At 56.2% G+C, this 26980-nt stretch carries 26 protein-coding genes; 9 read left to right on the top strand and 17 right to left on the bottom strand.

Features of this window, described 5'->3' with window-relative positions; genetic code table 11:
* On the top strand, positions 1 to 717 hold the full coding sequence (locus AC2FH9_RS02250; RefSeq protein WP_496870613.1) for a GNAT family N-acetyltransferase: 717 nt from the start codon (positions 1 to 3) through the stop codon (positions 715 to 717).
* On the opposite strand, the gene AC2FH9_RS02255 is transcribed toward AC2FH9_RS02250, so the two are convergent.
* Entirely contained in the window at positions 714 to 1409 is a 696-nt protein-coding gene (locus AC2FH9_RS02255; RefSeq protein ID WP_496870614.1) for an SIMPL domain-containing protein, read from the bottom strand. The genes AC2FH9_RS02250 and AC2FH9_RS02255 overlap by 4 nt on opposite strands.
* Positions 1410 to 1573: 164 nt before the next feature.
* Between AC2FH9_RS02255 and AC2FH9_RS02260 the strand changes: the two genes are divergently transcribed.
* Positions 1574 to 3451 carry a hypothetical protein gene (locus AC2FH9_RS02260; protein WP_496870615.1) on the top strand — a complete coding sequence of 626 codons (1878 nt, stop codon included), beginning with the start codon at positions 1574 to 1576 and terminating at the stop codon, positions 3449 to 3451.
* Between the two features lie 43 nt (positions 3452 to 3494).
* Here the strand turns inward: AC2FH9_RS02260 and hppD are convergent, their stop codons facing one another.
* On the bottom strand, positions 3495 to 4592 hold the full coding sequence (hppD, locus tag AC2FH9_RS02265; protein ID WP_281994757.1) for a 4-hydroxyphenylpyruvate dioxygenase: 1098 nt from the start codon (positions 4590 to 4592) through the stop codon (positions 3495 to 3497).
* 146 nt (positions 4593 to 4738) lie between these two features.
* On the opposite strand from hppD, the gene AC2FH9_RS02270 reads away from it, so the two are divergent.
* Both AC2FH9_RS02270 and AC2FH9_RS02275 read left to right on the top strand, forming a co-directional pair.
* Entirely contained in the window at positions 4739 to 5194 is a 456-nt protein-coding gene (locus tag AC2FH9_RS02270) for an Lrp/AsnC family transcriptional regulator (RefSeq protein ID WP_142634408.1), read from the top strand.
* Positions 5195 to 5213: 19 nt separating this feature from the next.
* Positions 5214 to 7094: a monovalent cation:proton antiporter-2 (CPA2) family protein gene (locus AC2FH9_RS02275; RefSeq protein WP_142634410.1), complete on the top strand. Its 1881-nt coding sequence runs from the start codon at positions 5214 to 5216 to the stop codon at positions 7092 to 7094.
* A 28-nt stretch (positions 7095 to 7122) separates the two neighbouring features.
* Here the strand turns inward: AC2FH9_RS02275 and cobT are convergent, their stop codons facing one another.
* Positions 7123 to 8136: a nicotinate-nucleotide--dimethylbenzimidazole phosphoribosyltransferase gene (cobT, locus tag AC2FH9_RS02280; protein ID WP_496870618.1), complete on the bottom strand. Its 1014-nt coding sequence runs from the start codon at positions 8134 to 8136 to the stop codon at positions 7123 to 7125.
* A 79-nt stretch (positions 8137 to 8215) separates the two neighbouring features.
* On the opposite strand from cobT, the gene cobS reads away from it, so the two are divergent.
* Entirely contained in the window at positions 8216 to 8980 is a 765-nt protein-coding gene (gene cobS, locus AC2FH9_RS02285; protein WP_496870620.1) for an adenosylcobinamide-GDP ribazoletransferase, read from the top strand.
* A gap of 83 nt (positions 8981 to 9063) precedes the next feature.
* Here the strand turns inward: cobS and AC2FH9_RS02290 are convergent, their stop codons facing one another.
* The 5 genes from AC2FH9_RS02290 to AC2FH9_RS02310 form a co-directional block, all read right to left on the bottom strand.
* The gene (locus AC2FH9_RS02290; protein WP_142634416.1) at positions 9064 to 9582 is read right to left on the bottom strand and encodes a CarD family transcriptional regulator; all 519 of its coding nucleotides are present in this window, start codon (positions 9580 to 9582) and stop codon (positions 9064 to 9066) included.
* Between the two features lie 282 nt (positions 9583 to 9864).
* Positions 9865 to 10203: a ferredoxin FdxA gene (gene fdxA, locus AC2FH9_RS02295; RefSeq protein ID WP_085821728.1), complete on the bottom strand. Its 339-nt coding sequence runs from the start codon at positions 10201 to 10203 to the stop codon at positions 9865 to 9867.
* A gap of 66 nt (positions 10204 to 10269) precedes the next feature.
* The gene (locus AC2FH9_RS02300; protein ID WP_496687609.1) at positions 10270 to 10635 is read right to left on the bottom strand and encodes an RNA-binding S4 domain-containing protein; all 366 of its coding nucleotides are present in this window, start codon (positions 10633 to 10635) and stop codon (positions 10270 to 10272) included.
* Between the two features lie 6 nt (positions 10636 to 10641).
* Positions 10642 to 13461, bottom strand: coding sequence for a helicase-related protein (locus AC2FH9_RS02305; RefSeq protein WP_496870622.1), 2820 nt, complete (start codon positions 13459 to 13461; stop codon positions 10642 to 10644).
* A 22-nt stretch (positions 13462 to 13483) separates the two neighbouring features.
* Positions 13484 to 14092, bottom strand: coding sequence for a tetratricopeptide repeat protein (locus AC2FH9_RS02310; RefSeq protein ID WP_496690727.1), 609 nt, complete (start codon positions 14090 to 14092; stop codon positions 13484 to 13486).
* 30 nt (positions 14093 to 14122) lie between these two features.
* On the opposite strand from AC2FH9_RS02310, the gene AC2FH9_RS02315 reads away from it, so the two are divergent.
* The 3 genes from AC2FH9_RS02315 to AC2FH9_RS02325 all read left to right on the top strand — a co-directional run bounded on the left by AC2FH9_RS02315 (position 14123) and on the right by AC2FH9_RS02325 (position 17277).
* Positions 14123 to 14413 (top strand): SCP2 sterol-binding domain-containing protein, encoded by a 291-nt coding sequence (locus AC2FH9_RS02315; protein ID WP_142634424.1) that lies wholly within the window; start codon positions 14123 to 14125, stop codon positions 14411 to 14413.
* Positions 14413 to 15354: an alpha/beta hydrolase gene (locus tag AC2FH9_RS02320; protein WP_496870624.1), complete on the top strand. Its 942-nt coding sequence runs from the start codon at positions 14413 to 14415 to the stop codon at positions 15352 to 15354. Before AC2FH9_RS02315 ends, AC2FH9_RS02320 begins: the two co-directional genes overlap by 1 nt.
* A gap of 102 nt (positions 15355 to 15456) precedes the next feature.
* The gene (locus AC2FH9_RS02325; protein WP_496713514.1) at positions 15457 to 17277 is read left to right on the top strand and encodes a M3 family oligoendopeptidase; all 1821 of its coding nucleotides are present in this window, start codon (positions 15457 to 15459) and stop codon (positions 17275 to 17277) included.
* Positions 17278 to 17362: 85 nt separating this feature from the next.
* On the opposite strand, the gene AC2FH9_RS02330 is transcribed toward AC2FH9_RS02325, so the two are convergent.
* From AC2FH9_RS02330 to AC2FH9_RS02350, 5 genes are all read right to left on the bottom strand, one after another.
* Positions 17363 to 17893 (bottom strand): dihydrofolate reductase family protein, encoded by a 531-nt coding sequence (locus tag AC2FH9_RS02330; protein WP_496870626.1) that lies wholly within the window; start codon positions 17891 to 17893, stop codon positions 17363 to 17365.
* Between the two features lie 198 nt (positions 17894 to 18091).
* Positions 18092 to 18361, bottom strand: coding sequence for a DksA/TraR family C4-type zinc finger protein (locus AC2FH9_RS02335; RefSeq protein ID WP_281972270.1), 270 nt, complete (start codon positions 18359 to 18361; stop codon positions 18092 to 18094).
* Positions 18362 to 18420: 59 nt separating this feature from the next.
* On the bottom strand, positions 18421 to 19398 hold the full coding sequence (locus tag AC2FH9_RS02340) for a Gfo/Idh/MocA family protein (protein ID WP_496870713.1): 978 nt from the start codon (positions 19396 to 19398) through the stop codon (positions 18421 to 18423).
* 130 nt (positions 19399 to 19528) lie between these two features.
* A complete protein-coding gene (rpoH, locus tag AC2FH9_RS02345) occupies positions 19529 to 20425 on the bottom strand; it encodes an RNA polymerase sigma factor RpoH (protein WP_496749109.1) in 897 nt (298 codons plus the stop codon).
* 145 nt (positions 20426 to 20570) lie between these two features.
* The gene (locus AC2FH9_RS02350; RefSeq protein ID WP_496870628.1) at positions 20571 to 21605 is read right to left on the bottom strand and encodes an RluA family pseudouridine synthase; all 1035 of its coding nucleotides are present in this window, start codon (positions 21603 to 21605) and stop codon (positions 20571 to 20573) included.
* On the opposite strand from AC2FH9_RS02350, the gene AC2FH9_RS02355 reads away from it, so the two are divergent.
* Positions 21604 to 21906, top strand: coding sequence for a DUF6476 family protein (locus AC2FH9_RS02355; protein ID WP_496870630.1), 303 nt, complete (start codon positions 21604 to 21606; stop codon positions 21904 to 21906). The genes AC2FH9_RS02350 and AC2FH9_RS02355 overlap by 2 nt on opposite strands.
* A gap of 4 nt (positions 21907 to 21910) precedes the next feature.
* Here AC2FH9_RS02355 and AC2FH9_RS02360 read toward each other — a convergent pair whose 3' ends face one another.
* The 4 genes from AC2FH9_RS02360 to AC2FH9_RS02375 all read right to left on the bottom strand — a co-directional run bounded on the left by AC2FH9_RS02360 (position 21911) and on the right by AC2FH9_RS02375 (position 26976).
* Positions 21911 to 22894, bottom strand: coding sequence for a hypothetical protein (locus AC2FH9_RS02360; RefSeq protein WP_496870632.1), 984 nt, complete (start codon positions 22892 to 22894; stop codon positions 21911 to 21913).
* 26 nt (positions 22895 to 22920) lie between these two features.
* Positions 22921 to 23919, bottom strand: coding sequence for a glycosyltransferase family 2 protein (locus AC2FH9_RS02365; protein WP_496870633.1), 999 nt, complete (start codon positions 23917 to 23919; stop codon positions 22921 to 22923).
* 106 nt (positions 23920 to 24025) lie between these two features.
* Positions 24026 to 26044: a hypothetical protein gene (locus tag AC2FH9_RS02370; protein WP_496870634.1), complete on the bottom strand. Its 2019-nt coding sequence runs from the start codon at positions 26042 to 26044 to the stop codon at positions 24026 to 24028.
* Entirely contained in the window at positions 26041 to 26976 is a 936-nt protein-coding gene (locus AC2FH9_RS02375) for a hypothetical protein (protein ID WP_496690734.1), read from the bottom strand. The genes AC2FH9_RS02370 and AC2FH9_RS02375 overlap by 4 nt, the downstream gene beginning before the upstream one ends.
* Positions 26977 to 26980: the final 4 nt, after the last annotated feature.

Here is a 26980-nt window from a genome sequence, read left to right on the forward strand (position 1 = left end):
ATGGCTGGGCACGATACCAACGATCTAGGCCAGCCCATCGGCCGGCCGGTTTCGGGCAATTTTCCGCGCCCGACGCCGCCTTATACGCCGATGGAAGGTCACTATTGCTCGGTCGTGCCCCTTGATGTGAACAGGCATGCGCCCGGTCTGTACCGGGCGTTTGCCAATGACACTGATGGGCGGAACTGGACTTATCTGCCCTATGGCCCATTCGACAGCGAAGAAGATTTCGCCGCCTGGACCCGCGCGTCCTGTATGGATGCCGATCCCATGTTCCACACAGTGCTAGACGGTGATGGCACCCCGATTGGCATGGCCTCGTTCCTGCGGATTGAACCTGCGGCCGGTGTGGTCGAGGTTGGGCACATCCATTTCTCACCGCTGCTGCAGCGCAGCCCGAAATCCACCGAGACGATGTACCTGATGATGCGCCGCGTGTTCGACGAGCTGGGGTATCGCCGTTACGAATGGAAATGCGACGCGCTGAATGCCCCGTCCTGCAGTGCGGCCCAAAGGCTGGGCTTTACCTTCGAAGGCGTCTTTCGGCAGGCCACCCATTACAAAGGGCGCAACCGCGATACAGCCTGGTATTCAATCCTCGATACCGAATGGCCGCGCATCCGCTCGGCTTTCGAGGCCTGGCTGTCGCCGGACAATTTTGATCAGTCGGGCCAGCAGCGGCAATCCCTGATGGCCCGAACCAGCGACACATCCTAGTCGGAAATCAGAAATTCCATCGACACGTTGACCGAGACCGAAATCTCGCCCCCGGAAACCGGAACGCCGCCCTCAGCTGCCATGTTCATTGCACGCATTTGCGGCATGGGATTGAATCCTCCGGCCTGTTCGCGGATCATCTGAACCGGACCCAGCGTGACTTCGGCCGCCTGTGCCAGTTGGTTGGCCTTTGCCCTTGCCTCACCCACTGCCTTGGCCCGCGCCTGTGCCTCATGCGGTGCAGAATCCTGAATTCCGAAACTCAGCCCGCCGAAATTGTTGGCCCCGTCGTCAATGACCGCATCCATGATGGTACCCAGCTGCGACAGATCGCGAACACGCACCACGACGCTGTTGGATGCGACAAAGCCGGAAATCTCGGGCCGCTCTCCGCTAGAACTGTTCCGCCCAGACCATACCGGCGACAAAGACAGATCACGTGTCTGCACATCACGGGTTTCGATCCCCATCTCATCCAGTCGAGTCAGAATTTTGGTCACCGCGTCCGAAGTCGCCTGCATCGCATTTGATGCCTGTGCATCTTCGTTTGTTACACCCAGGGTAATGGTGGCCATATCCGGGGCCGCATGCACCATGCCTACCGCATCAACAATGATGCGACGTTCTTCCGCAGTTACCATCCCTACCGACGTCATGGCCAGCACAGCGGCCAGAAAAGCGATTTTCTTCAATATCTTCCCTCCAATTATCCTGATTTCAACATGGGGCTGCACCGGGTCACGGGGCAAGAGGAGACGCAGGCTTTTTCTTTCCCTCGGCGAGATCCTGCTTTAATGTCGGTCTGCGGACGAGGCATCGTTTGCATTGCAACTGACAATTATGGTTCCTCCGGATTATGAAACCCGCTTTTGCGCTGTCCATTTCTACAACCGGAATTTCTTTGCACCACAATTCCGATGGCGACTGGTTCGCCATAGGTGAGGTGTCGTTGGATGCCTCCAACTTGGAAGAGCAGTTGAAAGTGCTTCGGGACAAGGGGTTTGCGCTTGAAAATGACCTGAGCTGCAAGGTCATTATCCCAAGGGATCAGGTCAAATTCATCAAAGTCGATACCGCCGGATCATCCTTCGAAGACACCGAACAGGCTGTGCAACACGCTGTATCCGATGCCACCCCTTATGACCTGACAGAGCTGGTATATGTCACGGCAGATGACGGGGCGACCACATGCGTCGCCGTCGTTCCACGCGATACACTGGAGGAAGCTCGGGGGTTTGTGCTGGGATACGGATTCGTTCCGGTCGCGTTCAGCGCTGCATATGAAACAGATGACTTTCCGACCGAACCGTTTTTCCCGCTTGGGGACGCGCCTGCGACGACAAACGCGCCCAAAGTGATCGCTACAGACCCCGCGCAGGATAGTCCGGTTGTTCACGCGATCGCCGATTCTACCGCTCCGACCAGCTTTTGGCCTGTCCAAAAAGTGGCCGCACCTAACTGGACCTCTCTGCCATCAGTGCGAATTGTAGCGGCGGTGGCTTTGATGTTGGTGGCCGGTGGCATATGGAGTCTTTTCGGAGAAGACAGCCCTGCCCCTGCCGATTCAGAACTGGCCCTGCTGGACGAAACAATATCCCAACTCGAACCGAGTTCTGGACCTGTCGAGCCTGCAGAGACACCCGCAGCACAGGCCGAAGTCACAGTGCCCGAGACCGCAGAGCCAGAAATGGCACCGACCTCTGAATCAGAGCCAGAGCTGTCTGCAACCGACCAGGCAATTCTTGAGGCGCTGAGCGTTGCGCCCGCGTTGGTAGACGAAATCGAGCTTGAGCCTGAACCTCAGTTAGTTCCGACACAGCCGGAGATCGAAATCACGTCACCGGGCCTTTTGATAGCGCCGACGCAGGATCCGCAAATTGAGCTGTATCTGGCCTCCAAAGACGACTCAAATCTGTCGCGTGATGCAATCGCATTGCCGCCAGTACACACATACGACACCGACCTGCCATTTGATTTCGAACCACTTTCAACCGCTGCCGGGGCCAGGTTCAGCCTTGATGAGCGCGGGCTGGTAATACCAACCAAAGAAGGCGTCTTGAACCCGGACGGGGTGGTTGTCTATTTGGGAACACCTTCTAAAACTCCCCCTCCATCGGCTTTAGTCCGGCTGGAAAAGGCACCTGTTGAGGAAGTGGTCGACAACAGGCTGGCGACATTGCGACCGAAACCAAGGCCCGAGAACCTGGCCGAAAATTTTGAACGGCAGCGGCTTCAAGGGCGTACATTGAAAGAATTGTCGGGAATTCGCCCGAAACCGCGCCCGGAATCCCTTTTGCGTGCCCCGCCGCCGCCGGAATCGACTGAGCCCCTTGCGGAAATGAGGGTGCCGCGCCCCAAACTCCGACCGGCCGGACTGACCCGGCAGGCCAGTGCAGGTACTGCGACTTTGGGTTCGGCAGCTGGAATTGAACAGCTCAACAATGAGGTCGGAACGTTCCAGCCCAAAACCACAGCGCCCAAAATCCCATCCTCGGCTTCGGTTGCACGGCAGGCCACAATCGACAATGCAATCAACCTGCGGAAACTGAACCTGATCGGGGTTTACGGCAGCCCATCCAATCGCCGCGCATTGGTTCGGCTGCCCAGCGGCAGGTACAAAAAGCTCAAGATCGGGGACAGGCTTGACGGCGGCAATGTCATTGCTATCAGCGACAATGAATTGCGCTATCAGAAACGCGGGCGAAACGTAGTTCTCAAGATGCCACGTGGTTAAGAGGCGGCCTGCGCGGGTCACCACGCAGGATTACCTTCTTGCATCAAGCTGCTGAAATTTCTCCACTTTCAATCTGCTCTCGCTCGATGGATTCGAACAGCGCCTTAAAGTTACCCTCGCCAAACCCATCGTCGCCTTTGCGCTGAATGAACTCGAAGAAAATCGGTCCGATGACCGTTTTCGAGAAGATTTGCAGCAGAATCCGGGTCTCACCACCGTCCAGAACGCCCTCTCCATCAATCAGAATACCGTGCTTCATCATCCGGTCCAACGGCTCTTCATGATCGACCACGCGGGTTTTAGACAACTCATAATAGGCTTCGTTCGGGCCGGGCATGAACTTCAGCCCCTTTTCGGCAATCGCATCGGTCGAGGCATAGATATCCTCGCTGCCCACAGCGATATGCTGGATGCCCTCGCCCTTGTATTTCTTCAAGTAGGAAACGATCTGCCCGGTTTCGCCGCGATCTTCGTTGATCGGAATGCGGATACGCCCGCATGGAGACGTCAGCGCGCGGCTAAAAAGACCGGTGAATTTGCCCTGAATGTCAAAAAAACGGATTTCACGGAAGTTGAACAAATCACCATAGAACTTGAACCACTTGTCCATATTGCCCTTGTAAACATTGTGGGTCAGGTGATCGAGATAATAGAACCCATCCCCCCGGGGCTTGGACTGTTCGGTCCATGTGAATTCCTGATTATAGGGCGATGTTTCGTAATATTGATCAATGAAATAGATCAACGATCCGCCAATCCCCTTGATTGCAGGCACATTCAGTGTCTTGTCTGCCGCGTCATAAGGTTCAGCCCCTTTCGCTACAGCGTGCTCATAGGCTTTCTGCGCATCCACGACGCGCCATCCCATCGCCGGAGCACAAGGGCCATGCTCGCCCACGAACCGGGCAGAATAGCTGTCGGGATCTGCATTCAGGATGTAAGTCACATCACCCTGTTGCCACAACTCAATCGCAGGCTTGTCCTTGTGGTGACCTACCAGCGCGAATCCCATCTTTGCGAACAGATCGCGCAGCTCTTGCGGCTCGGGATGTGCAAACTCGACAAACTCGAACCCATCGGTTCCGGCGGGGTTTTCATCCGATATGATTGATTTCGGGGCGTTGTGAGGGAAAGGACCCATGGCGCGTCTCCGTTAATACAGGAATTTATTTGCTGATTTCAAAATACGTCTTAATCGGCACTTTTTTCGCGCATAGTTTTTCAATAACTTAAAAGGGCGCGCGTAATTTGCGCACAAGATTGGCCAATCACGGAGTTTTTCCGCACATGCTTGATTCTACTGATACGCGCCTGCTGTCAGCGCTGCAGAAAAACGCCCACCTAACAGCACATCAACTTGGAGAGATGTTGAACCTGTCGCCCAGTCAGGCTGGTCGTCGGCGCCAACGGCTGGAAGCTGAAGGGTATATCACCAGCTATGTCGCACGCCTCGATCCTCTAAAGTTAGGGTTGCAGGTGCAGGGTTTTGTTCAGGTTCATCTGAGTACGCACGGCCCCGAGCAATCTGAAGGCTTTGCCCGTATGGTCGAAACACGCGCCGAAATCACCAGCGCATGGACAATGACAGGTGAGGCCGATTATTTACTACATGTCTATTGCGACGATCTATCCGCGCTTAATCGCTTGCTTCATCAGGTAATCCTTCCACATCCTGCAGTGGCTCGGATACAAAGCCAAATCGTTATGGATCAGCTCAAACGCGACGCCCCCCTGCCCACCTGAGCGCATTGAAAGGACGATCATGGACAACTTCCTTTACCAGGCGACGATCTATCTGGCTGCGGCTGTGATCGCCGTGCCGCTTTCGGCGCGTCTGGGACTGGGCTCTGTACTGGGATATCTGGCCGCGGGCCTTGTCATAGGGCCGTTGTTCGGATTGGTGGGTGCGGAAACGGAAAACCTGCAGCATGTGGCTGAATTCGGCGTAGTCATGATGCTGTTCCTGATCGGACTTGAACTGGAACCGCGCGCTCTTTGGGATATGCGGGACAGGCTTTTGGGGCTTGGCGGCCTCCAGGTGCTGTTATCGACCGCAGTGATCGCCAGCGTCGCCATGTATGCAAATCATCCATGGTCCGTAGCCCTGGCAGTGGGGCTGACGCTTTCCCTGTCATCAACTGCGATTGTTTTGCAGACCCTGTCGGAAAAGGGCTTGATGAAAACGAACGGAGGACGGGCGACCTTTTCAGTACTGCTGACTCAAGACATCGCGGTCATACCAATCCTGGCACTGCTTCCACTGCTGGCTCTGCCTGCCATTCCCCAGATTGCAAATGACGGATCTATCAACCGCATATCCACGGGGCACCACGGCGCGGCGCATCATAGCTTGTCATTGGTCGAGGGGTTGCCAGGGTGGGCGGTAACGCTTGTCACCATTGCCGCGATCGGTTTCGTCATTCTCGCCGGAGTGTACCTGACCAGGCCCTTGTTCCGCTTTATTCATGCGACCCGCCTCCGCGAGATGTATACGGCGCTGGCGTTGATGATTGTGGTTGGCATTTCCTTCCTGATGACGCTGGTTGGCCTGTCACCCGCTCTGGGCGCGTTTCTTGCAGGTGTGGTGCTGGCCAGTTCCGAGTTCCGGCATGAAATGGAGAGCGACCTAGAGCCGTTCAAAGGCCTTTTCCTTGGTCTGTTTTTCATCACCGTTGGCGCGGGCATCGATGTCGCCTATTTCTTCGACGACCCCTTCGACCTGATCGGGCTGGCCCTATTGGTCATTCTGGTCAAGGGGATCATTCTGTTCCTGGTTGGCCGCGCCTTTAAACTGCGCGGACGCGATCACTGGCTGTTTACACTGGGGCTGGCGCAAGCGGGTGAGTTCGGCTTTGTCCTGCTGGCGTTTTCGACCCAGCAGAATGTGATTCCAGGGGATCTGTCACAAAAACTTCTGATGATCATTGCGCTGACCATGCTGATCACGCCGCTTTTGTTCATCATTTATGATCTTCTCTCGCGCCGGATGGGGGATGGCACACCGGCACCCGAACCGGATGAGATCGACGAGAAAGGCCCGGTCATCATCGCCGGGATCGGGCGATTTGGTCAGATCGTCAATCGTCTGGTGCAGGCAAGCGGGTTCAAAACCATCGTTCTTGACCATAACATCGAAACCATCCAGCTGATGCGTCGCTTTGGCGTAAAAGGGTTCCTAGGGGATCCGACCCGTCCGGAACTGTTGCGCGCGGCCGGCCTTGAAAAAGCATCTGTTCTGGTGGCTGCGATGGATGATCGCAAGAAGGTGACGCGTCTTGTCGGCTATGCGCGCCGCCAGCGCCCAGACCTACACATCGTCGCGCGGGCACGGGATCGGACCCATGTGTACGAGCTGTATCAAGCCGGCGCGAACGACATTGTGCGCGAGACTTTCGATGGCTCATTACGGGCCGGGCGATATGTGCTCGAGAATGTGGGTCTCAGCGAATACGAGGCGGCGCAGGCCGAACAGACTTTCTACCACCATGATCGCATGTCGGTTCGTGAACTTGCAGAGCTCTGGATTCCCGGGCTGCCCACCGCCGAGAACAAAAAATACATCGAGCGTGCGCAGCAGCTGGAAAAAGACCTTGAGACCGAACTGCTGGAATTGGCGGAAGAAAACGACAAAAAATCGGCCTGACCTTCAACTGACGGTCAGGCCGCGCAGATCAACCGTCCGAGACGCCAGCTTCGGCAAAGGTCGCCATGCCGGAATGACAGGCAACAGCGCTTTTGAGGATATTGATCGCCAGCGCCCCGCCAGAGCCTTCACCTAGTCGCAGCCCCAGCTTCAGCAAAGGCTCTTTACCGAGCTTGGCCAACACAGCGCCATGCGCACCTTCCGCGCTCTGGTGCCCGGCGATCGTGTGATCCAGCGCGCTCTCTGAAAGGTCAGACAGACACGCGGCGGCCGCTGAGCAGATAAAGCCATCCAGAATAACCGGAATGTGCAGCGCGCGTGCGGCGGCAATGGCTCCGGCCATAGCGGCGATCTCGCGTCCGCCCAGACGGCGCAGAATCTCTAGCCCATCGCCCGAACCGCCATGTAGCGTAACACCTTCGGCCACCACACGGGTTTTGTTTGCTAATCCCGCATCATCGACACCTGTTCCGCGACCAGTCCAATCGCCCGCCTCACCTCCGAACAAGGCGCAAGCAATCGCCGCTGCGGGGGTCGTGTTGCCGATACCCATTTCACCAACAACAAGAAGATCGGCGTCTGGTCTGACCGCAATCCACCCGGTGCGCAGCGCCTGCAACAGGTCGTCCTCTGACATAGCTGGACCTGATGTGAAATCCGCGGTCGGTCGCTCAAGCTCCAGCGCGTGGACATCCATCGTTGCCCCAGCCGCCTTGGCCAGCTGGTTGATGGCCGCCCCGCCATGTTCAAAGTTCAACACCATCTGCACGGTCACTTCCGGTGGAAAGGCCGAAACACCCTGTGCTGTGACACCGTGGTTTCCGGCAAACACGATAACCTGCGGCGAGGTGATCTGCGGGCGGGCATCCCCGCGCCAGCCTGCATACCAGATTGCCAGGTCTTCCAACCGACCAAGCGCGCCCGGAGGTTTGGTCAGCTGCCCATTACGGTCAGTCGCCCCTTGCGCAGCGGCATCATCGGGCCCGGAGGCTTGCCGGACAGCTTCGCGGAAAGAATTCAGATTGTTAATTTCGGGCAGCATCCAAAGCCTCGTTGCATCAGAGTGGTCCTGCGTGTTTAACCGAAGCGATCAAACCGACAAGACCCTGAAAGGCGCAGGAGTGCTAAAAAACGACACCAAGCTCATTTCTGCCTGGGATATTCCGCTGGCTTTGGTCCTGTTGACGCGTTTGCCCGTGCCGCGGCTGCCTGACAGAGTGTTCTCGCGTCAGGCCAGTGCCGTTTGGGCCTTTCCATTGGCGGGGCTTGTTGTCGGCCTGTTGGCCTGTGCCGTTGGATGGATGGCAACGGCCATGGGGCTGCCGTCGATAGCGTGTGCCATACTTGTCGTTCTTGTCCTGACCATCACCACCGGCGCGATGCACGAGGATGGGCTTGCAGATACCGCCGACGGGCTGTGGGGCGGTTTCACGCCTGAACGGCGGCTAGAGATCATGAAGGACAGCCACATCGGCACCTATGGCGTCCTTGCCCTGATTTCTTCGCAACTGCTGCGCGTGTCGTTGATTGCCGCGATCCTTTCGAATGCGGGTTTTACCACCATATTGGCCGCATGCATCGTTTCGCGGGCTATGATGCCTGTTGTTATGTCCGTCCTTCCAAATGCCCGCCAATCGGGCCTTAGCCATTCAGTGGGCGCACCCGGATCGACCGCGGTGATACTCGGCGGGGCCATGGCGCTGCTGCTCACTCTGCCAATGATCGGGTTGCAGGTGGTTTTCCCTGCGCTGATTGCCGCTTTCTCTGCGGTGGCAATGGCGATGCTAGCCAAGGCCAAGATCGAGGGTCAGACCGGTGACATACTGGGCGCTACTCAACAACTGGCCGAGATAGGGTTTCTTATAGCCGTAGCTACGCAGGTTTAGTGGCCCCGATTTCAATAGGTGACTGCAATATAAAAAGGCCACCTCCTTGCGGGGATGGCCTTAAAACTTTGATTTCAGCAGGTTCAGGCCGCCGCTGCCGCGCGCGAGGTCAGAACCTCATCCACCTGCCTGGCCGCAGACACTTCGCCTGCGCCGGATACTGCCGCGACTTCGCGGGTCAGACGCTCAAGCGCGGCTTCATAAAGCTGACGTTCGGAATAGCTCTGTTCGCGCTGATCATCGGTGCGGTGTAGATCGCGGACAACTTCGGCAATCGAGATCAGATCACCCGAGTTGATCTTTTGTTCATATTCCTGTGCCCGGCGGGACCACATGGCACGCTTGACCTTGGCCTTGCCCTTCAGCGTTTTCATCGCCTGGCTGATGACATCCGGCGAGCTGAGCGATCGCAGACCAGACTCGGTCGCTTTGTTGGTCGGCACGCGCAGGGTCATTTTGTCTTTCTCAAAGGAAATGACGAACAGCTCGAGCGAGTATCCGGCAACTTCCTGCTCTTCGATCGAAATGATCTGACCGACACCATGGGCCGGGTAAACAACATAGTCGTTGGGGCGAAACTCAAGCTTCTTCGACTTAGACATACAGGTTCTTCCTTGGTTACGAGAGCGCGGGACAGACAACAAAACGACCCACCCCGTGCCAGTACGGCCCGGTCAGGTTGCTGTGTTTTCAACTAATCAGAACTCCAAAGCGAGCATACTTACGGAGTCATCCCCATCTCAATCAACGTTCAATTTCCGAGTATATCACAAAATTGAGACACTCGAAAGGCTGCCCCTTTCCACTTGAAAGAAAGGTGTTAAGAAACAGATAGATAAGGCGCCATCCCACTGCTGAACTGACAAGTTCAGAGCGCGAATCGCTTAGCCGCCTTCGCCGGGGGCCTCAGAGAAGTATTTCTCCATCTTACCCTCTTCGCCATCACGCTCTTCTGCATCAGGCAGCGGGTCTTTCTTGGTCACGATCACCGGCCACTGCTCGGAGAACTTACGATTGAACTCGACCCATTGATCCATGCCCGGCTCAGTATCCGGACGGATCGCATCAGCGGGACATTCAGGTTCACATACTCCGCAGTCGATGCATTCATCGGGATGGATGACCAGTGTATTCTCACCTTCATAGAAACAATCCACCGGACACACTTCGACACAGTCGGTGTATTTGCAGGCGATGCAGTTTTCAGTGACAACATAGGTCATGGTGAATTTCCCGTTTGCGGTTTGGGCGTCTAGCTAAATCAGTATGGCGTCAGCTTCAAGATATGTTCAGCTATCTTGATTGCGAGAAAGATCAAGTACACGCCGATCCTTCTTGGTGGGACGACCTTTTCCCTCAAACCCTGGATTTCGCGGCTGCGTGTCCTGCTTTTCGGTCAAATCGGTATATAGTGTCTGCGCCTCGGTTGCCGGTCCGCGCCGATCACCCAGTTTTTCGATACGCACAACGCGCACAATCCGCCCCTGAGGGAAGGTCAGAACATCACCGGGGGCCACAGGCTGCGCCGGTTTCAGGATCCGGTTTCCGTTGACGCGGACATGGCCGCCACTGACCTGTTTGGCGGACAGGCTTCGGGTCTTGAAGAACCGAGCCTGCCACAGCCATTTATCGATCCGAAGCCGGGCCTCGGTCATCAGGCTTTAGTTGCCTTCCTTCAAACCCATAAGCGCGGCCGCGAACGGGTTATCGGGATCAATGGGCTTTTCTTTCCTGGGCGGACGAGACGAGAAGGTCTTGGCACCCTGCGGCTTGCCACCTTTCTTGCCCTGCGGCTTGCCCCGGCCATCCTGAGGCTTACCGCGCGGCTTACCTTTGCCCTGCCCCTGCCGCTGTTCACGGCGTGGGCCTTGGTTGGCCTGACGCTGACGGCCCCAGGTGAAGGTATAGAAGACCTCAACCTCGGGTTCATCTGTTGCTGCTGTCGGCGCGGTGGCCTCGGCTGCTGCCTCGGTGCTTTCGGTGGCCTCGGCTGACGCCTCGGTGGGTGCGGCGACCTCTTCGGGGGTTCCCTCTGGTGCGGGTACTTCCTCGGAGGCAGCTGCTTCCGTGGCCTCTGCGGCAGGTAGCTCTGCCGGCGCGGGCTTAACCTTTTCACGCTCGGCGCGTTCGGCCTTGTAGCCCAGCCCCTGCATCAGGTCGGCGAATTGTTCCAGCGTCATACCGGTGATCGACAGCATGTCAGGCTTGGCCTCAAACCCACCACGGCTGTCTTCAGCGCGCAGCATGTCGGCCAGACGTTCCAGCATGTCGATCCGGATCGAGCGTTCGCCCGCATCGCGATAACCACACATAGTGTCATAACCGTCAGGTGCGCCTTTGGCGATGGGCACAGTAACAAGACCCGGAGGCGGCGCGTCGGGAAATTCCTGCAGGCCATTTGCCAATGCCCACAGAACAAGACGCAGACGCGTTGGGGCCGGTTTCAGCAGCAGCGGCATGAAAATGGTGAACTGACCAAAGCGGATACCGTGTTTGCGCAGCGCGCCACGGGCGTCCTGATCCAGATCCTTGACGTCTTGCGCGACACCTGCGCGCGGTAATACACCTAGCGCCTCAACCATGCGGAAGGCAAAGCCCCTGGCCAGCCCATTGAGTTCTTCATCGCGCGACAGGTTCAGCAACGGCTCGAACAGTGCGGCCACTTTGCGGTCGATGAAATGCTGCAGGCGACGCTGAACTTTCTGTTCAACATCGGGGCCCGCGGCCTCGTCCACAAAAACCTCGACCAGCGGCTTGAGAGGCTCTGCCCCGGCAACCAGTTTGCCAACGGCATATTCACCCCACATCAGGCCACCCTGATCGGTAAAATCAATTTCGGTATCGGGTGCATTATAGAAGCGATCGGCACGCAGATGGAATTGCGGCGCGAGGGCTTGCAAGGACGCCGATTTCAAGGCTTTCGCCTCGGCTCCTTGCGCGCTTTTGTCCGGACTGAACCGGAACCCTTCCAGACGACCGACGAATTCACCTTCGACGGTCACTTCACCCTTGTCATTTACTTCGGCCAAAAGGGCCTCCTTCTGTTTGAGCCGGCGCAACAAAACGGATGTGCGCCGGTCCACAAATCTCTGAGTCAAACGGTCATGCAGAGCGTCTGACAGCCTGTCTTCTACAATGCGCGTCTCATCACGCCAATGGGATTCGTCACGCACCCAACCATTTCGTTGCGCAACGTAAGTCCAGGTGCGAATATATGCCAACCTTTTTGACAGTGCATCTATATCGCCATCCGTTCGGTCGATCCGGCGGATTTGCCGCGCCATAAAGTCATCCGGGATCGAACCACCTTCATGCAGGTGGCCAAAAATCACTTCGAGCAGGCTGGCATGTTCGGCATGGCTGATGCCGCGAAAATCGGGGATTCGGCACACATCCCATAACAAACGAACGGATTGCGGATCACTGGCACGGGCCGCAATTTCGGCAACTTGCGACAAGGATTTAAGCACATTCAGATCATCTGCCGGACGGGCTTTGATCAGGTGTTCGCTATCCGGGCTAATCTCGAGCGTGTGGATCAGAGCGTCAATCGAACCAAACTGCAAGGCGGCATTCCGCCAATTCAGTTTTTTCATCGGCGCAAAGCGGCTGTCCATAATGGCCTGCGCGACACCATCGTCCAGAGGCGGCGCCTCGCCGGTCACGCCGAAGGTTCCATCGGACATTCCGCGCCCTGCGCGGCCAGCAATTTGGGCAAGCTCATTCGGGGCCAGGGGCCGCATCCGCCGGCCATCGAATTTGGTCAGGGACGAGAACGCAACATGGTTCACATCCAGGTTCAACCCCATCCCGATGGCATCGGTGGCAACCAAATAGTCGACCTCACCATTCTGATAGAGCTCAACCTGTGCATTCCGTGTACGCGGGCTAAGCGCCCCCATGACCACAGCTGCCCCACCCTTTTGACGGCGTAGCAGCTCGGCGATGGCATAGACGTTGTCGACCGAAAACCCGACGATGGCGCTGCGCGGTGGCATGCGGCTGATTTTCTTGGAACCGGCATAGACCAGTTGCGACATCCGCTCTCGCCGGACGAATTGTGCTTCGGGCACAAGTGCCGCGATGGGACCGCGCATGGTATCGGATCCCAGAAACAGGGTTTCATTGGTGCCGCGCGCGCGCAGCAACCTGTCGGTGAAGACGTGGCCGCGTTCCGGGTCGGCGCAGAGTTGGATTTCGTCGATAGCCACAAAATCGGCACCCATGCCTTCGGGCATCGCCTCGACCGTACTGACCCAATATTTCGCGCGCGGCGGTACGATACGTTCTTCCCCGGTGATCAGCGCCACCACCGACGGCCCGCGAATGGCGACGATTTTGTCGTATACCTCGCGCGCAAGCAGGCGCAGCGGCAGGCCGATCACCCCCGTGCGGTACCCCAGCATACGTTCGATTGCGTAATGGGTTTTGCCTGTATTGGTTGGGCCAAGTACGGCCACGATTCGGGATGACCCGCTCACCTTTGCCCCCTGCCCCCGGTTTTCAGAGGGCCGAGCCCTCGATCTGGGCTTTCAGTCGATTCACTGCATTGGTTACTTCTTCGTAATGGGGATGTATAGCCAAGGCATGGGAATAGGCCGCAAATGCCTTTTCGGGCTGACCCAGAATCTCAAATATCAATCCAAGCCCGTAGATGGCTTCATAGTTGTTCGGGTTCAGCGTCAGGGCATGTTCCAGATCTGCGGCAGCCATCCCGAACCTTTCGATCCCAAAAAACGCAGAGGCCCGCGCGTGCCAGCCTTCGGCGAAATCAGGCGCGTGGTCTGTCAGGGCCGTCAAATGCTCGATCGCGGCATAGGTGTCACCATCATCCAGTGCTTCGCGCCCACGCTCCAGCAGCAGATCGGCGGAGGCCGAACCAGATTGCGACCAGAGCGCCCGTAACTGGCGGTCGATTCCAGTCGCCTGGTCCGGTGTGGCCTGTGCAAGGTTCTGCAACAACTCGGCCTCGTCGCGGGAATCCTCCTGCTGCGCAAGGCAAGTGGAGGAAAACATGACTAGGACAAAAAGTGCCGCAACGGTACCTTTGAGATTGTTGATTGCATTGCTCATAACAAGTGTCAGTGTAGCGTTGCGACCGAGGATGTCCATTCACGGCGTACTAACAAAATGAGGAAGATCATGAGCGATTCATTGGAAAAAGCCGCAGCAGTGCTGAATGAGAAACTGTCGGGCGGCGATTTCGACGCATCGGCTAAATTTGCCATCGCGGATTTGGGCGCGATCGTAGTTGATGCAAGCGGCGCGCGCATCAGCGATGAAGAAACGGACGTGACTTTGAACGCTGATGCGGACACGTTCGAGCAAATTCTCAATGGTGATCTGGACCCGACAAGCGCCTTCATGGCCGGAAAACTGAGCATTGACGGCGACATGGGCGCGGCAATGAAACTCGCCTCGGCCCTGGCCTGATGGAATACCCGTCGGCCCCTTTGTTCGAAGACGTGGCTGGCGGCCCCGCTGGCGGTGTTGCTCATTGGTTGAACACCGCCGACGGTACCCGAATTCGCGTGGCGCATTGGCGCCCCGAAGGTACAGCGAACGGGACTGTCATGCTGTTTCCCGGTCGCACTGAATACATCGAAAAATACGGAGATGCGGCGAGTGAATTCGTCAAGCGTGGCTTTGCCGTGCTGGTGATCGACTGGCGGGGTCAGGGATTGGCAGACCGGTTGCTTGACGATCCGCGGGTTGGCCATATCAATAAATTCACTGACTATCAGCAAGACGTAGATGTGTCGCTAGAGCTGGCCAGAAAGCTTGATCTGCCCAGGCCCTGGCATGTTATCGGCCACTCTATGGGCGGTGCCATTGGATTGCGGGCAGTTTTGGAAAACGATTGTTTTGCTACCTGTGTTTTTACCGGTCCGATGTGGGGGATTTTCTTTACGCCCCTTATGAAACCCATCAGCCGGTTGACCGCAAATTGGGCCCCACGACTGGGGTTTGGCGAAAAGACCCCCCCGACCACTTCACTGGACAGCTATGTTCTGACACAGCCTTTCGAAGGCAATAGCCTGACGCGCGATCCTGCCATGTACAAAATGATGCAGGATCATCTGGCCAAGTATCCCGAACTGTCCCTTGGTGCACCGTCGACGATCTGGCTGCGCGAGGCATTAGATGAATGCGACTGGTTGATGGTGCAGACTGCCCCAGCCATGCCATGCCTGACATATCTTGGCTCCCACGAGCAGATTGTGGACCGCAAGGCCATCCGCGCACGCATGGCAAACTGGCCCAACAGCACGTTGATCGAAATTCCAGACGGTGAACACGAAGTCCTGATGGAACCGCCAGAGGTGCGCGACCCTGCATTTGACCAAATCGCCGCGCATTTCAAAGCTGCATAGACGGATCACCCCCTGGAACCGGCGCTTTCCCTTTGACTGTCCGCTTGTGATCCTCGTCGGTCGCGCCTAGATGTTTGCCAAAGCAGATTTTCGAGGTGATCCATGCGCGACCTTCCTTTTCCACTACGTGACGCAAACGCGGTCGGCGGGGCCGATAATCTTGGCAACCTGCCGGAATGGGATCTGACGGATCTCTATGCTTCGGAAGACGCTGCCGAGCTTGCGCGTGACCTGGACTGGTTGGAAACCGAATGCGCCGCCTTTGCCGCAGATTACGAAGGCAATTTGGCGGATCTTGATGCCCTGGGCTTGCTGACCTGCGTGTTGCGGAACGAAAAGATCAACTCGATCGCCGGGCGCATCATGTCCTTTGCCGGGCTGCGCTATTATCAGCTGACGACCGATGCCGAGCGCGCCAAGTTCCTCTCGGACATGCAGGAAAAGATCACTGTCTTTACCACGCCGCTGGTGTTCTTCACGCTGGAAATCAATCGCCTCGACGACGACGCGCTAAAAGCGCATTTCGACGCCAACACCGATCTGGCCCGTTACGAGCCCGTATTCCGCCGCATCCGCGCAATGAAACCCTATCAGCTATCTGACGAGCTTGAAAAATTCCTGCACGATCTGGGTGTTGTTGGCGATGCCTGGGAACGCCTGTTCGACGAGACCATCGCGGGCTTGACCTTTGATGTTGACGGAGAAGAGTTGAACATCGAAGGCACACTCAACCTACTGACCGAGCAGGACCGCAGCAAACGCGAAGCGGCTTCTCGCGAATTGGCCCGCGTGTTTCAGGACAACGTCAAGACCTTCGCGCGCGTTCACAACACGCAGGCCAAGGAAAAGGAAATCGTCGACCGCTGGCGTAATATGCCGACCGCGCAGACTGGTCGCCATCTGTCGAATGACGTCGAACCCGAGGTCGTCGAGGCCCTGCGCGAGGCGGTCGTGGCCGCCTACCCCAAGCTGAGCCACCGCTATTACGAGCTGAAACGCAAATGGCTGGGTCTGGACGTGATGCAGGTCTGGGATCGCAACGCACCCCTGCCGATGGAAGACACGCAGATTGTCGGCTGGGATGACGCCGAGAAAACCGTGATGGATGCCTATGAGGCCTTTGATCCGCGTATGGGTGAGATCGCCGCGCCGTTCTTCTCGAAGGGTTGGATTGATGCCGCGGTGAAACCGGGCAAGGCGCCGGGCGCCTTTGCGCATCCCACCGTAACTGACGTCCACCCCTATGTGATGCTGAACTATCTGGGCAAGCCGCGCGATGTGATGACCCTGGCGCATGAGCTGGGCCATGGCGTTCATCAGGTTTTGGCCGCCGATCAAGGTGAGATGCTGTCTTCCACCCCGCTGACGCTGGCCGAAACCGCTTCGGTTTTTGGTGAAATGCTGACCTTCCGCAAAATGCTGGACAAGGCCGAAACCCCTGAGCAGCGCAAGATTCTGCTGGCTGGCAAGGTCGAGGACATGATCAACACGGTCGTGCGCCAAATCGCGTTCTATGACTTCGAATGCAAATTGCACGCCGCCCGCCGCGAGGGCGAGTTGACCCCGGACGACATCAACGCCCTGTGGATGAGCGTTCAGGCCGAAAGCCTCGGCCCCGCATTTGAATTCATGGAAGGGTATGAGACGTTCTGGGCCTATATCCCACATTTCGTGCACTCGCCCTTCTACGTCTACGCCTATGCCTTTGGTGATGGCCTCGTGAACGCGCTCTATTCCGTCTACGAAAGCGGCGCGGATGGGTTCGAGGACAAGTATTTCGACATGCTGCGCGCCGGTGGATCAAAACACCACAAAGAGCTGCTGGCCCCGTTCGGTCTGGATGCCAGCGATCCCAAGTTCTGGGACAAAGGCCTGTCGATGATCTCGGGCTTTATTGACGAGTTGGAGGCGATGGAGGGCTGAAGCCGCCTGAAGCGGAGACGGTGATGTCTGCTTCGCGGACAAAGCGGACAAACGAACAAATAGTCCGAATGTCCGCTTCAAGAAGTCAGAAACCTACGAATTCATCCAGAGTATACCCGTTTTCATATATTTCGGTTTTGGTCCGAGACAGGCTCAAGGCCGATGTATTGCTGCCAAACAATCCAACTCCGGTTCCCAAGATACACGGCGCTCGCTTGAGGATCAGCCTGTCGATCAATCCTTCGACGAGCATCCATCCTGCGAACTCTCCTCCGCCGCACAAATATACCGGGCCATCAGATTCTCGGGCTATCTGCCGAATATCGTCTGGATCTGGCCGCTTTAGAACCAATACCTCGGATTTCTCAGGCAACTGAAACGTGTTTGAGACCACAATCGTGTTCATGTGCGGATATGGGTTCTGTCCGGGTTCTAGTCCGTATTCATAGCCAAACTCATAGGTCTTCCGGCCCATGATTGCTGTCTTGTAGCCTTCAAGCCGATTGGCATAGTCGTCGACAACGGGCCCTTCATGGGCGAATTTCGAAATGTCTCCAGACAACCCAGAGATAAACCCGTCAAGCGATACGGCGACGTCATAGATAATGGGATGCATCTGCTGCTCCTGTACAATGATTTCCAATGAAGCCAGTTAGCTTCGTGCAAGGTGGAAATTACTTGATCACTGACAGGGCACTCCTCAGATTGAACGCGTCACTAGATGAGTTTCGCTGTCTGGTCAACGTTGCGTCAAATGCGCATTCAAGCAAAAAGCAGCATCCTCTACTTTGGGCTCAAAGCAAACATAATAAACTCACCTCAACTGACTGTCCTTCGACCCGCGCCGGTTGATACCGCCGCGCATTTTGTGCGCCCCGTCACGTTCTTGCTGGCACTCGAGGCACAGTTTCACGCCAGGCAGTGCTGTGCGGCGCTTTTCGGGGATTGGTTCTTCGCATTCGGCACAATGGGTCAGGCTTTCGCCTACGGGCCGTTTCTGGGCCTGCATTCGGGCCAGCTCATCCGAAATGGATGCCTCGATCTGTTCGCTTACTGCGCCGTCGCGCGCCCAGCCACCTGCCATCGGGATGCCTCCTGTAAAGGTGTTAGCCGATTTTGCAGCGGTTCAAGAAGCGTGGCAAGTCATGGCAGCGCCACTGCATTCTCCAGCACACGGTCAATCACTTCCTGCGTGCCGCGTGAAAACTCAAGCGGGCACGGATATTCGGCACCCTCACGGACCGACCGACAAAAAGCTTCGACCTGCAGCTTATAGTGATCGTCCGCGGGGAAACGTGTGACCTGTATTTCCAGGCCGGGGCGGTGCAATTCGACACGCGCCTCTCCGAACACACGCGGATTGAACGGCGCAGTCAGCCGGATCATGCCGCGGTCGCCATGAAACACCATCTCTTGATGCGGATGCATTCGGATCGAGACATAGCTGGAATAGGTGAAATTCGGGAATTGAGCGCGGATCTCGGTAAAAGCGTCGACCCCATCCTCCCACCGGATGGCGGATTCGACCTGAATCGGCTCCTGCCCGGTGACAAAGCGCGCGCTGCCAATCACATAGACGCCAATATCACGCAGCCCACCTCCGCCGGTCTCAGCCCGGTTGCGAATGTTTGCCGTATCCGCCCGGCTGTCAAAGCTGAACGCACCCGTCACATGGGCCAATTTCCCGATCGCCTTGTCGGCGATCAGCTTGCGTACAAACTTCCATTGAGGGTGTTGGACGATCATATAAGCCTCGGCCGCCAACAATCCGGTCTCATCCCGTTTGTTGATCAATGGGGCAAATTCGGACACGGTCATAGCCATCGGCTTTTCACACAGCACATGTTTACCGGCGTCCAGTGCCTTAAGGCTCCATTCGACATGCAAATGGTTGGGCAGCGGGATGTAAACGGCCTCAATCTGTGGGTCGTTCAGCAACGCATCATAACTGTGATAAACCGTCAAATCCGGGCAAAAGGCCTGAAACGGTTCGGCTTTGGCGGGATCGGACGTCGCAAGGCCCGCCAGACGCGCGCCCTCAGCTGCGTGGATTGCAGGGGCCATATATTGCCGCGCGAATTTCGCAGCTCCCAATACGCCCCAATTCACCGGATTCTGCATCATTGACACCCCCTATGGCTTTGATCCGGTCTGTTGTAATCGCCCTCAGTCCGAGTGTCATTAGCGCTAACACAAATAGAAAACCCGGCACGACCAATGTCGCACCGGGCCCGTTCAATTAACGAAGAGGTCAGGCTGTGGCCAGCATCCCCTTTTCTCGGGCAAGCTCTCGCATCTTCTTCTGAAGTTTCTCAAAAGCGCGGACTTCAATCTGGCGAATGCGTTCGCGACTGACATTGTACTGCGTACTCAGCTCTTCCAGTGTGACGGCCTGATCCATCAGGCGGCGTTGGGTCAGAATGTCTTTTTCCCGGTCATTCAAAACTTCAAGAGCAGCCACCAACAGCTCGCGGCGGGCGTCGAGCTCATCGCGGGCCTCATAGTCGCCCGCCTGATCGGCATCCTCGTCCTCAAGCCAGTCCTGCCATTGCATGGTGCCTTCACCCTCGGACCCGACGGTCGCATTCAGAGAGGCGTCGCCACCGGACATCCGGCGGTTCATGCTGATCACTTCTGCTTCGGTCACACCAAGGTCATTTGCGATCCGGGCCACGTTTTCCGGACGCAGGTCGCCCTCTTCAAGCGCACCGATGCGTGCCTTAGCTTTGCGCAAGTTGAAAAACAGCTTTTTCTGCGCCGAGGTTGTACCCAGTTTGACCAAAGACCATGACCGCAGAATGTATTCCTGAATCGAGGCGCGAATCCACCACATGGCATAGGTCGCCAGCCGGAACCCTTTTTCCGGGTCAAACCGTTTCACGGCCTGCATAAGACCGACATTGGCCTCGGAGATCACTTCGGCCTGTGGCAGCCCATAACCGCGATAACCCATAGCGATCTTGGCCGCCAACCGTAGATGGGAGGTCACCATTTTATGTGCAGCTTCAGTATCTTGCTTCTCAACCCAGCTTTTGGCCAGCATGTATTCTTCTTCTGGTTCCAGCAGGGGAAACTTCCGAATTTCCTGCATATAGCGGTTCAGCCCGCCTTCCGGCGTCGGCGCGGGGAGATTTGCGTAATTGGCCATGTTTCTTGTCCCTCCGACAAATGTTTAAGTCGTTAACATGGATATGGGAGGTCGTCCCGATCCGTTCAAGAGGTACCGTTAACAGTTTGAAATTAACGTTTGATAAAGGAAACCTAAGAAAACGTTATTCACGTAACTTTGCTTATTATGTCAGCGGTGTGCGCAGCTGTTCAATCAGATTTTCCATATCATCCGGCAACACAGCCTCGAAGCGAAGGTTTTCACCCGATATCGGGTGCTCAAAACCCAAAACCGCAGCATGAAGCGCCTGACGAGGAAAGTCTCGTACGGCCTCGGCGGCAGACGCGCTAAAGGCTTTGGCTGCGAGTTTCCGCTTGCCCCCATAAACCGGATCACCGACCAGACCATGGCCGGCATGGGTCATGTGAACCCGAATCTGATGCGTGCGGCCTGTTTCCAGCCAGCATTCGATCAGAGCCAGCCCTTGCGGGGCCCCAAACGTTTCGACCAGACGGGCGCGCGTGACAGCGTGGCGCCCACCGTGAAACAGCACGGCCTGCCGTTGCCGGTCTGTTTTGTGACGGGCCAGCTGAGTCGTGACCCGCATGATATTTCCAGGTTCAAAACTGACACCTTTGACACCGCGCAACCGGGGATCATTGGCATCCGGGACACCGTAACAGATGGCGCGATAATAGCGTTCGACACTATGCGCCTCGAACTGCGCGGCAAGCCCGTGATGGGCCGCGTCGGATTTGGCCACCACCAGCAACCCGCTGGTTTCCTTGTCGATACGGTGCACAATGCCGGGGCGTTTGACCCCGCCCACACCGGACAGGTCATCACCGCAGTGATGTAGCAACGCATTGACCAAAGTCCCGTTCGGTGAACCCGGTGCAGGATGCACGACCATGCCCGCCGGTTTATTAACCACGATCAGATCAGTATCTTCATATACGACGTTCAACGGGATATCTTCGGGCCCGATATGACTGTCTTCTGCCTCGGCCACCGTGATAGCCACCACTGCGCCTTCGACCACCTTGGCCTTGGGGTCGCGGGTGGCGGTTCCGTTGATCATCACGGCCCCCTCTTCGATTAACTTCCCCAATCGGGTCCGCGACAGGCTTTCCCCCGCTGGCACATCGCGGGAAAGCGCCTTATCAAGGCGGGGCGGCGGATCGGCCGCGATTTGAAACTCAATCTGGCGAGTGCCCATGACTGTCCCTTCCGAACCCCAAGAACCGCAGGAAACGCCGCAGCTTCGCCTGCTGCGGAGAATGGTCATGCTGCTGACCGCGGTGATGATTGGCGGGGTTCTAGTGACATTCGCACTGATTGTCATCCGGCTATCGGACCGGACCCCCACCCTGCCCGATCAGGTTGAGTTGCCCGATGGCGCAATAGCGCAGGCGGTCACCATTGGAAACAACTGGTTTGCGGTTGTGACTGATGACAATCGCATCCTGATCTTTGACAAAACCACTGGCCGGCAGCGCCAGGAAATTACCGTCGAATAAGGGCTTAACCCTCTAGCGCCATGCGAAACACGATCTCGGATGCCTGGCGCAGCGCCTGATATTCCGCGGCTGTGTCCCGGCGAAACGACTGATCATGCATACTCAACCTGACAGGGGCAAAAAGCTGCGTCCGGTCGGGAAAGAACTCTTGATGAAAACTCACATCTTCATTTGCCATAAACGAGTCCAGCCAGGTACGTTCATCCGGTTCAAGCACATCATTCTTACGCATCATCACGGGATCATCGACAGCCCGACGTCGCAACTGGCGACTTTTCTTGCGTCCCATAGCCCTAGTGACCACACCAAACGCCTCACACGCGGCTCTTGAATGCGAAGGATTGGACGATGTTTCGGTCTTGCTGTCCAAGGGCAGTTGGACGCCGATGCGATCCAGAAAATCATCGATAATGTTGCCATTAGCCATTTCAGAGCGCTCATACAGCATAGGCACCAACGAGACGCCCGGAAAAGCTGACCTTATCCGAGCCGCAGCACTGGCAAAGCTGAAACGCTCAGGATGCGCACGTATCTCGTCCAGCTGGGTACGAATATATTCAGAGCCGCCCCCGGCAAGCCTGCCGTTCTTTGCCCTCTGTTTATAGTCGGCTTCGAAAAAGTCAGAATATCTACGGCAGTAGAAAGCAATCCTCATCTCACGCGCGGGGATCTCAGCGAAAATCTCGGCCAGTTTGTGCAGATCGACTGAGTACAACATCTCAGAAGATACCAAGCATGCCTTATCCTCATGCTCAGCATATTCCCTTGCCATCGCTTCGCGCTGGGCGGTGACCGGCTGATCGGTTTGGTTCATGTGGAAGGCAATCAGGTTATGACTGCTGGCCAGACGCCCCTGCCCCTCGGTTCGCCTGCGGCCCGTTTCCATATAGTGTAATCCGGCCCCAGCCATCACTTGACCGTTTTTGCGAACAAACCCCTGTAACGCGGTCGACCCAGTCTTGGGCATTCCTATGTGTAGCCAAAGCATGAAACGTTCCTATTCGCCAAGCGACCTCAGGTCTCGGCCTTGGCTGAGAACCCGGCGGTCATCTGACGCATGAGGTCTTGCATCTCAGGTTGTTCGCGCAACTGGGCAACCTGCTGGCGATGCAAATCGCAGGTCATATGGTGCAGGCGTGCCGTCTCAGCGTCTGAGAGCATTTCGTAATACAAAGCCCGTTTCCGATCGAGGATTGAGTCGATCGAGGTCTCAGTTTCGGCGTTTTGGTTCATCATGTTCCAATATTCCATCCCAAGGCTTTCCCCCAGATGATGGGCCCGACCACGCATTTTCTTGACCAGATAACTTTCACAGGATTTCAGAGCATAGTGATTGATCTGAACATGCTCGTACCCAACGGAATCCCGCGCCGATCGCCAACTGGCAGTAAAATACCTTTCGGGCATCGGTTGACCGGATCCGTTGTACCAATGGCATTCTTCCATCGTTTCAACGGTCGGTCTTTTCGGTCGATGGACACCGAGCGCATCCCACAGGCCGCGTTGGAACATGGTCTTAAAGCCCCAAGCTTGCGGCGGTCGAAAAATACGCTCAGGTGCAGCTTGGCGAAACTGATCCGACAGGAAACGGTCCTCGTACCGAACAATGCCGGCGTTTCCGAATAAACGCCAAGTCATTGAAATCGTTTTTGCATCCGGCATGGCACCTGTCAGCGCACGCAATGTATGGTCGCCGGTTCTGACGTTAATATGTTCATCCGCGTCGATAACGATCACCCAATCCTGTGGACGGGCCACTTCCATTTTCAGAAAGGCGTTATAGGCGCGTTTTTGCGGGCTGGTCTGACGTCTCGAGTTGTTGTCGACATGCGTGACAATGCCAAGGTCATGCAATCGCTGCAGCAAGGCATCTGTACCATCGGTACAGTCATTGGTCATGACCACAATCTGGTCCACACCAATGGCACGATTATGGGCGATCCATTCAAGAACGAATGGTCCTTCGTTCTTCATAGGGGTAACGCTGATATATCGAGGATCCTGTTCGGCCATACCTGACTGCCCTGCTTGTTTTCATTGCCCCGGTGGTATCGGAGATTTGTTTAAGATTTTGTCCGCAAACTACCGGTATTCAAGCCGGTCACCAAGAGAAATCCGTCTATTTTCCACCCGCACGTTTCAGCTGATTGGAATATCGTTTTAGGGTTGGGCACAGCGCGTGGGCCTTGGAAAGATGAACGCGCGCATTCTGCTTTTCACCTCGTTGCAGAAATATCCTGCCGGCCTCTCCTTGAATCGCCGCTGTATTGTCATCCAGTTCCGCAGCCTGAATAATTTGGTTTTGCCCCTGTTCTTCGGCCCCGTTCCTTTCAAGGTATTGCCCCATCGCAAAGACCAGAAATGGGTTGCCCGGATCACAGGCCAACGCATCTGCCATGGCCAGCCTTCCGTTTACAAAATCTCCATCTTTCTCATACAGTTCGGCCAGTCGCTTTAAGTATAACGGGTTATCCGGAAGGCGCTTGGCCACTTTCCGCGCAATATCCAAAGACTGCGCCAAAGATGTATCTCCCAAATGCAAACGCAGCAAAGATTGCACCCCTTCAAAGCGCGGGTCTTCGCGGGAAATGCGAACATCCTCGGGCAACTGAGTTGAGCTTTCTAGCCCGTCAGCCAAAGTCTGCAAGCGGGATCGGTTGGAGGTTAGACGGCGCGCCCTTTGATCTACGGACAGACTAGCCCAATCCAATAGGATCAGGTCGAAATTACAGGGCGGGCGACCCAGTACCTTCCTCTGCGCAACGTGCGCATTGTAGTTGAACCAAGGCCTCCGAACAGCCTTCTGCATCACCCAATCCATTGGCGGCATTGCGCGCTGCGCAATCTGTTCACGATACAAAAGGCGAGAGCCAAATATGATGACATCCGGGCGCATTGGTTTTGTCCAAAACGCCCTGCTGAACACCTGCGCAGCCTTCCAGCGTTTCTTCTGCCCTCCAAATATCGCGGCTTGAAGTGCAGTTACGACAGCAAAATCTTCGGGCCAGATATGCGGGTTTTCGAAGGCTGCTTCAGTCATCTCTAACGCTTCGGCCCAACGATTCAGATAAAAGTAATTCAACGCCTGAAGAAGTGGAAGGAATGCATTATCCGAACCTGCATCCATCAACGGCTGCACCAGTTCCAATGCCTCTTCGGCCCGATCTCCCGCGCCCAAACCATGAAGATAAAACGAAGCCTTGGCATAGATATGAGCGGCTTCTGAGAGATTCAGAAATTCTTCTGGACCGCGGTGCAGGCGTGCGATCACTTGTTCGTTGGCGCGTTTGACTTCATCTTCGTTCAAAACATCGCGAAAAACTTTTCCCTGCTGCCCTGAAATTCGCGCCGCTGCCATGGAAAAGGCGGAAACGTACGGCGCTATCAACTGATCCGCGCGCGACATGGTATAGAGCTCCAGAAAGTCTCGTTGTGCACGGGTCAGACTGGAAAGATCCGCGATATCTGACATTTGCATAAGGTGCGGAAACTGCACTTGGAATCGGGCCACAAGCTCGGGCTGATCTGAAAACATGATCGCGGCACACCCTGCGTTTTTTTCAAGATGTGCCGCATACAGTTCTTCCGGTTCGATCTTTGCCGGCCAGGTCGTATGCTTCCACGGCAGGCCATTCAGGATGTCGCCACGGCGAATGTGATAGGCCGACACCCCCTTGCCACTTAGTTTGGCATCTGCCTTTTCCATAATGTTCCGGATTTCATCCGTGAACCCGATCCTATGGATGAACTCTCGGTACCGGGGACGGATCTGCTCGACATCTTCCCATTGAAAGGCCAGAACCTCAAAGCCTTCCTCGACGACAACAGAGCGGCCGGAATTCAAATGGGATAACAGCCGATCCGGAGTTGCATCGCCCTGAAACGACCATATCGGCAAGGCATCCTCGCCTAGAGCATCAAAGGATTCGGTGCTCAGGAAATGCTCATCCATCCACTCTTGTGAGAACAATTCTTGCGGCTGGTCCAGCTCTGGCGCATCCGCACCTTTGGGAAACCAGTTGACCCGATAGCTGGTGTCAAAATCCTCGGCCAACCGGATGCAGGTCAGCATCATCAGCAACCGGGCACCCATCCGGTCTTTGCGCTGTCCGATAAAGACTCCCTTTTCGGGCTTCATGAGGCTGCTTCGGCCAAGGCTGCGCGCCGCAGCCGTCGGAACCTCTGCCTTGCTTGCGTAACAAGCTGTGGGTGACGTTCGCCGCCAATCGCCTCGATCCCGCGCATATACAAAGGCAGTCGCCGCCGTGCCCGCATCATTCGGTAATAGGCCTGGGGTTCCAGTGTGCCGTCCATCGCCTCGAGCATAACCGGCTTCAGTATATCCAATTTGCGCAGCATCGGGGCCGCGAAATGGTTTGAAAACCATGTCTTCAGCAGCACGACATTATCGCCTTTCAATCGCGTCACCTGCTGGCGATCAAGATCAAAAAATGGATCATAGAAAACGTAGGCTTTCCCCACATTCTCAATGGTTTGCGCGGCATCGCTAAAGGGAAGATCCCAGTCTTGCACCTGCCCGAACCGATACCGGGTTTCCCACGGGACCAGCCGTTCATCCAGCGTTGTCTGCGGATTGAAAGCGATGACATTGGCGCCGGGAACAAGGGCCGAGAATGTCAGCGCTCCAAATCCGCCCATCGAAGCGCCCGCAAACACAACCTGATCAAACTGTGCAAAAAAACCCTGATCCGCTTGGGTCTGAAAATACGAGATGATCTCGGGATCGCGGTACCAGGCTTTGGTCCGCGCAAATATCCCCATATGGGACCAGCCTTCGTCACGGAAGAACTTCCAGCCCCAGGGTTCGCGGGAAAAAGACAGGTCGTTGGCATTGGCAATGTTGTCAAAGCTGACCACAAGCCGGGACGCAGACCTTTGGTGAAACAAAACCGAGTGTCTGTTCAGCTTTTGCAGAAACCCGGTCCCGTCCCCACCTGGATACAGCTCGACAAACCAAGGGGGCGCAGGGTCTGTCAGAATCCGTTCATACCCCGTCTTACGATCGGGGTGATCAGGCTTGAGCTGCTCTTTTGAAAGGTCTTCTGCCATGGTG

It is taken from the genome of Ruegeria sp. CDSC081, assembly GCF_059610485.1.

Bases quoted from the DNA above. Each gene is read 5' to 3' on its own strand.
- AC2FH9_RS02375 (WP_496690734.1), bottom strand. From the start codon at position 26,976: ATGGCAGAAGACCTTTCAAAAGAGCAGCTCAAGCCTGATCACCCCGAT.
- rpoH (WP_496749109.1), bottom strand. From the start codon at position 20,425: ATGGCCAATTACGCAAATCTCCCCGCGCCGACGCCGGAAGGCGGGCTG.
- fdxA (WP_085821728.1), bottom strand. From the start codon at position 10,203: ATGACCTATGTTGTCACTGAAAACTGCATCGCCTGCAAATACACCGAC.
- AC2FH9_RS02275 (WP_142634410.1), top strand. From the start codon at position 5,214: ATGGACAACTTCCTTTACCAGGCGACGATCTATCTGGCTGCGGCTGTG.
- AC2FH9_RS02310 (WP_496690727.1), bottom strand. From the start codon at position 14,092: ATGGACATCCTCGGTCGCAACGCTACACTGACACTTGTTATGAGCAAT.
- AC2FH9_RS02270 (WP_142634408.1), top strand. From the start codon at position 4,739: ATGCTTGATTCTACTGATACGCGCCTGCTGTCAGCGCTGCAGAAAAAC.
- AC2FH9_RS02320 (WP_496870624.1), top strand. From the start codon at position 14,413: ATGGAATACCCGTCGGCCCCTTTGTTCGAAGACGTGGCTGGCGGCCCC.
- AC2FH9_RS02355 (WP_496870630.1), top strand. From the start codon at position 21,604: ATGACTGTCCCTTCCGAACCCCAAGAACCGCAGGAAACGCCGCAGCTT.
- cobT (WP_496870618.1), bottom strand. From the start codon at position 8,136: ATGCTGCCCGAAATTAACAATCTGAATTCTTTCCGCGAAGCTGTCCGG.
- AC2FH9_RS02365 (WP_496870633.1), bottom strand. From the start codon at position 23,919: ATGGCCGAACAGGATCCTCGATATATCAGCGTTACCCCTATGAAGAAC.
- AC2FH9_RS02340 (WP_496870713.1), bottom strand. From the start codon at position 19,398: ATGCAGAATCCGGTGAATTGGGGCGTATTGGGAGCTGCGAAATTCGCG.
- AC2FH9_RS02335 (WP_281972270.1), bottom strand. From the start codon at position 18,361: ATGGCAGGTGGCTGGGCGCGCGACGGCGCAGTAAGCGAACAGATCGAG.
- AC2FH9_RS02260 (WP_496870615.1), top strand. From the start codon at position 1,574: ATGAAACCCGCTTTTGCGCTGTCCATTTCTACAACCGGAATTTCTTTG.
- AC2FH9_RS02330 (WP_496870626.1), bottom strand. From the start codon at position 17,893: ATGCATCCCATTATCTATGACGTCGCCGTATCGCTTGACGGGTTTATC.
- AC2FH9_RS02315 (WP_142634424.1), top strand. From the start codon at position 14,123: ATGAGCGATTCATTGGAAAAAGCCGCAGCAGTGCTGAATGAGAAACTG.
- AC2FH9_RS02290 (WP_142634416.1), bottom strand. From the start codon at position 9,582: ATGTCTAAGTCGAAGAAGCTTGAGTTTCGCCCCAACGACTATGTTGTT.
- AC2FH9_RS02350 (WP_496870628.1), bottom strand. From the start codon at position 21,605: ATGGGCACTCGCCAGATTGAGTTTCAAATCGCGGCCGATCCGCCGCCC.
- AC2FH9_RS02360 (WP_496870632.1), bottom strand. From the start codon at position 22,894: ATGCTTTGGCTACACATAGGAATGCCCAAGACTGGGTCGACCGCGTTA.
- AC2FH9_RS02325 (WP_496713514.1), top strand. From the start codon at position 15,457: ATGCGCGACCTTCCTTTTCCACTACGTGACGCAAACGCGGTCGGCGGG.
- hppD (WP_281994757.1), bottom strand. From the start codon at position 4,592: ATGGGTCCTTTCCCTCACAACGCCCCGAAATCAATCATATCGGATGAA.
- AC2FH9_RS02300 (WP_496687609.1), bottom strand. From the start codon at position 10,635: ATGACCGAGGCCCGGCTTCGGATCGATAAATGGCTGTGGCAGGCTCGG.
- AC2FH9_RS02370 (WP_496870634.1), bottom strand. From the start codon at position 26,044: ATGAAGCCCGAAAAGGGAGTCTTTATCGGACAGCGCAAAGACCGGATG.
- AC2FH9_RS02250 (WP_496870613.1), top strand. From the start codon at position 1: ATGGCTGGGCACGATACCAACGATCTAGGCCAGCCCATCGGCCGGCCG.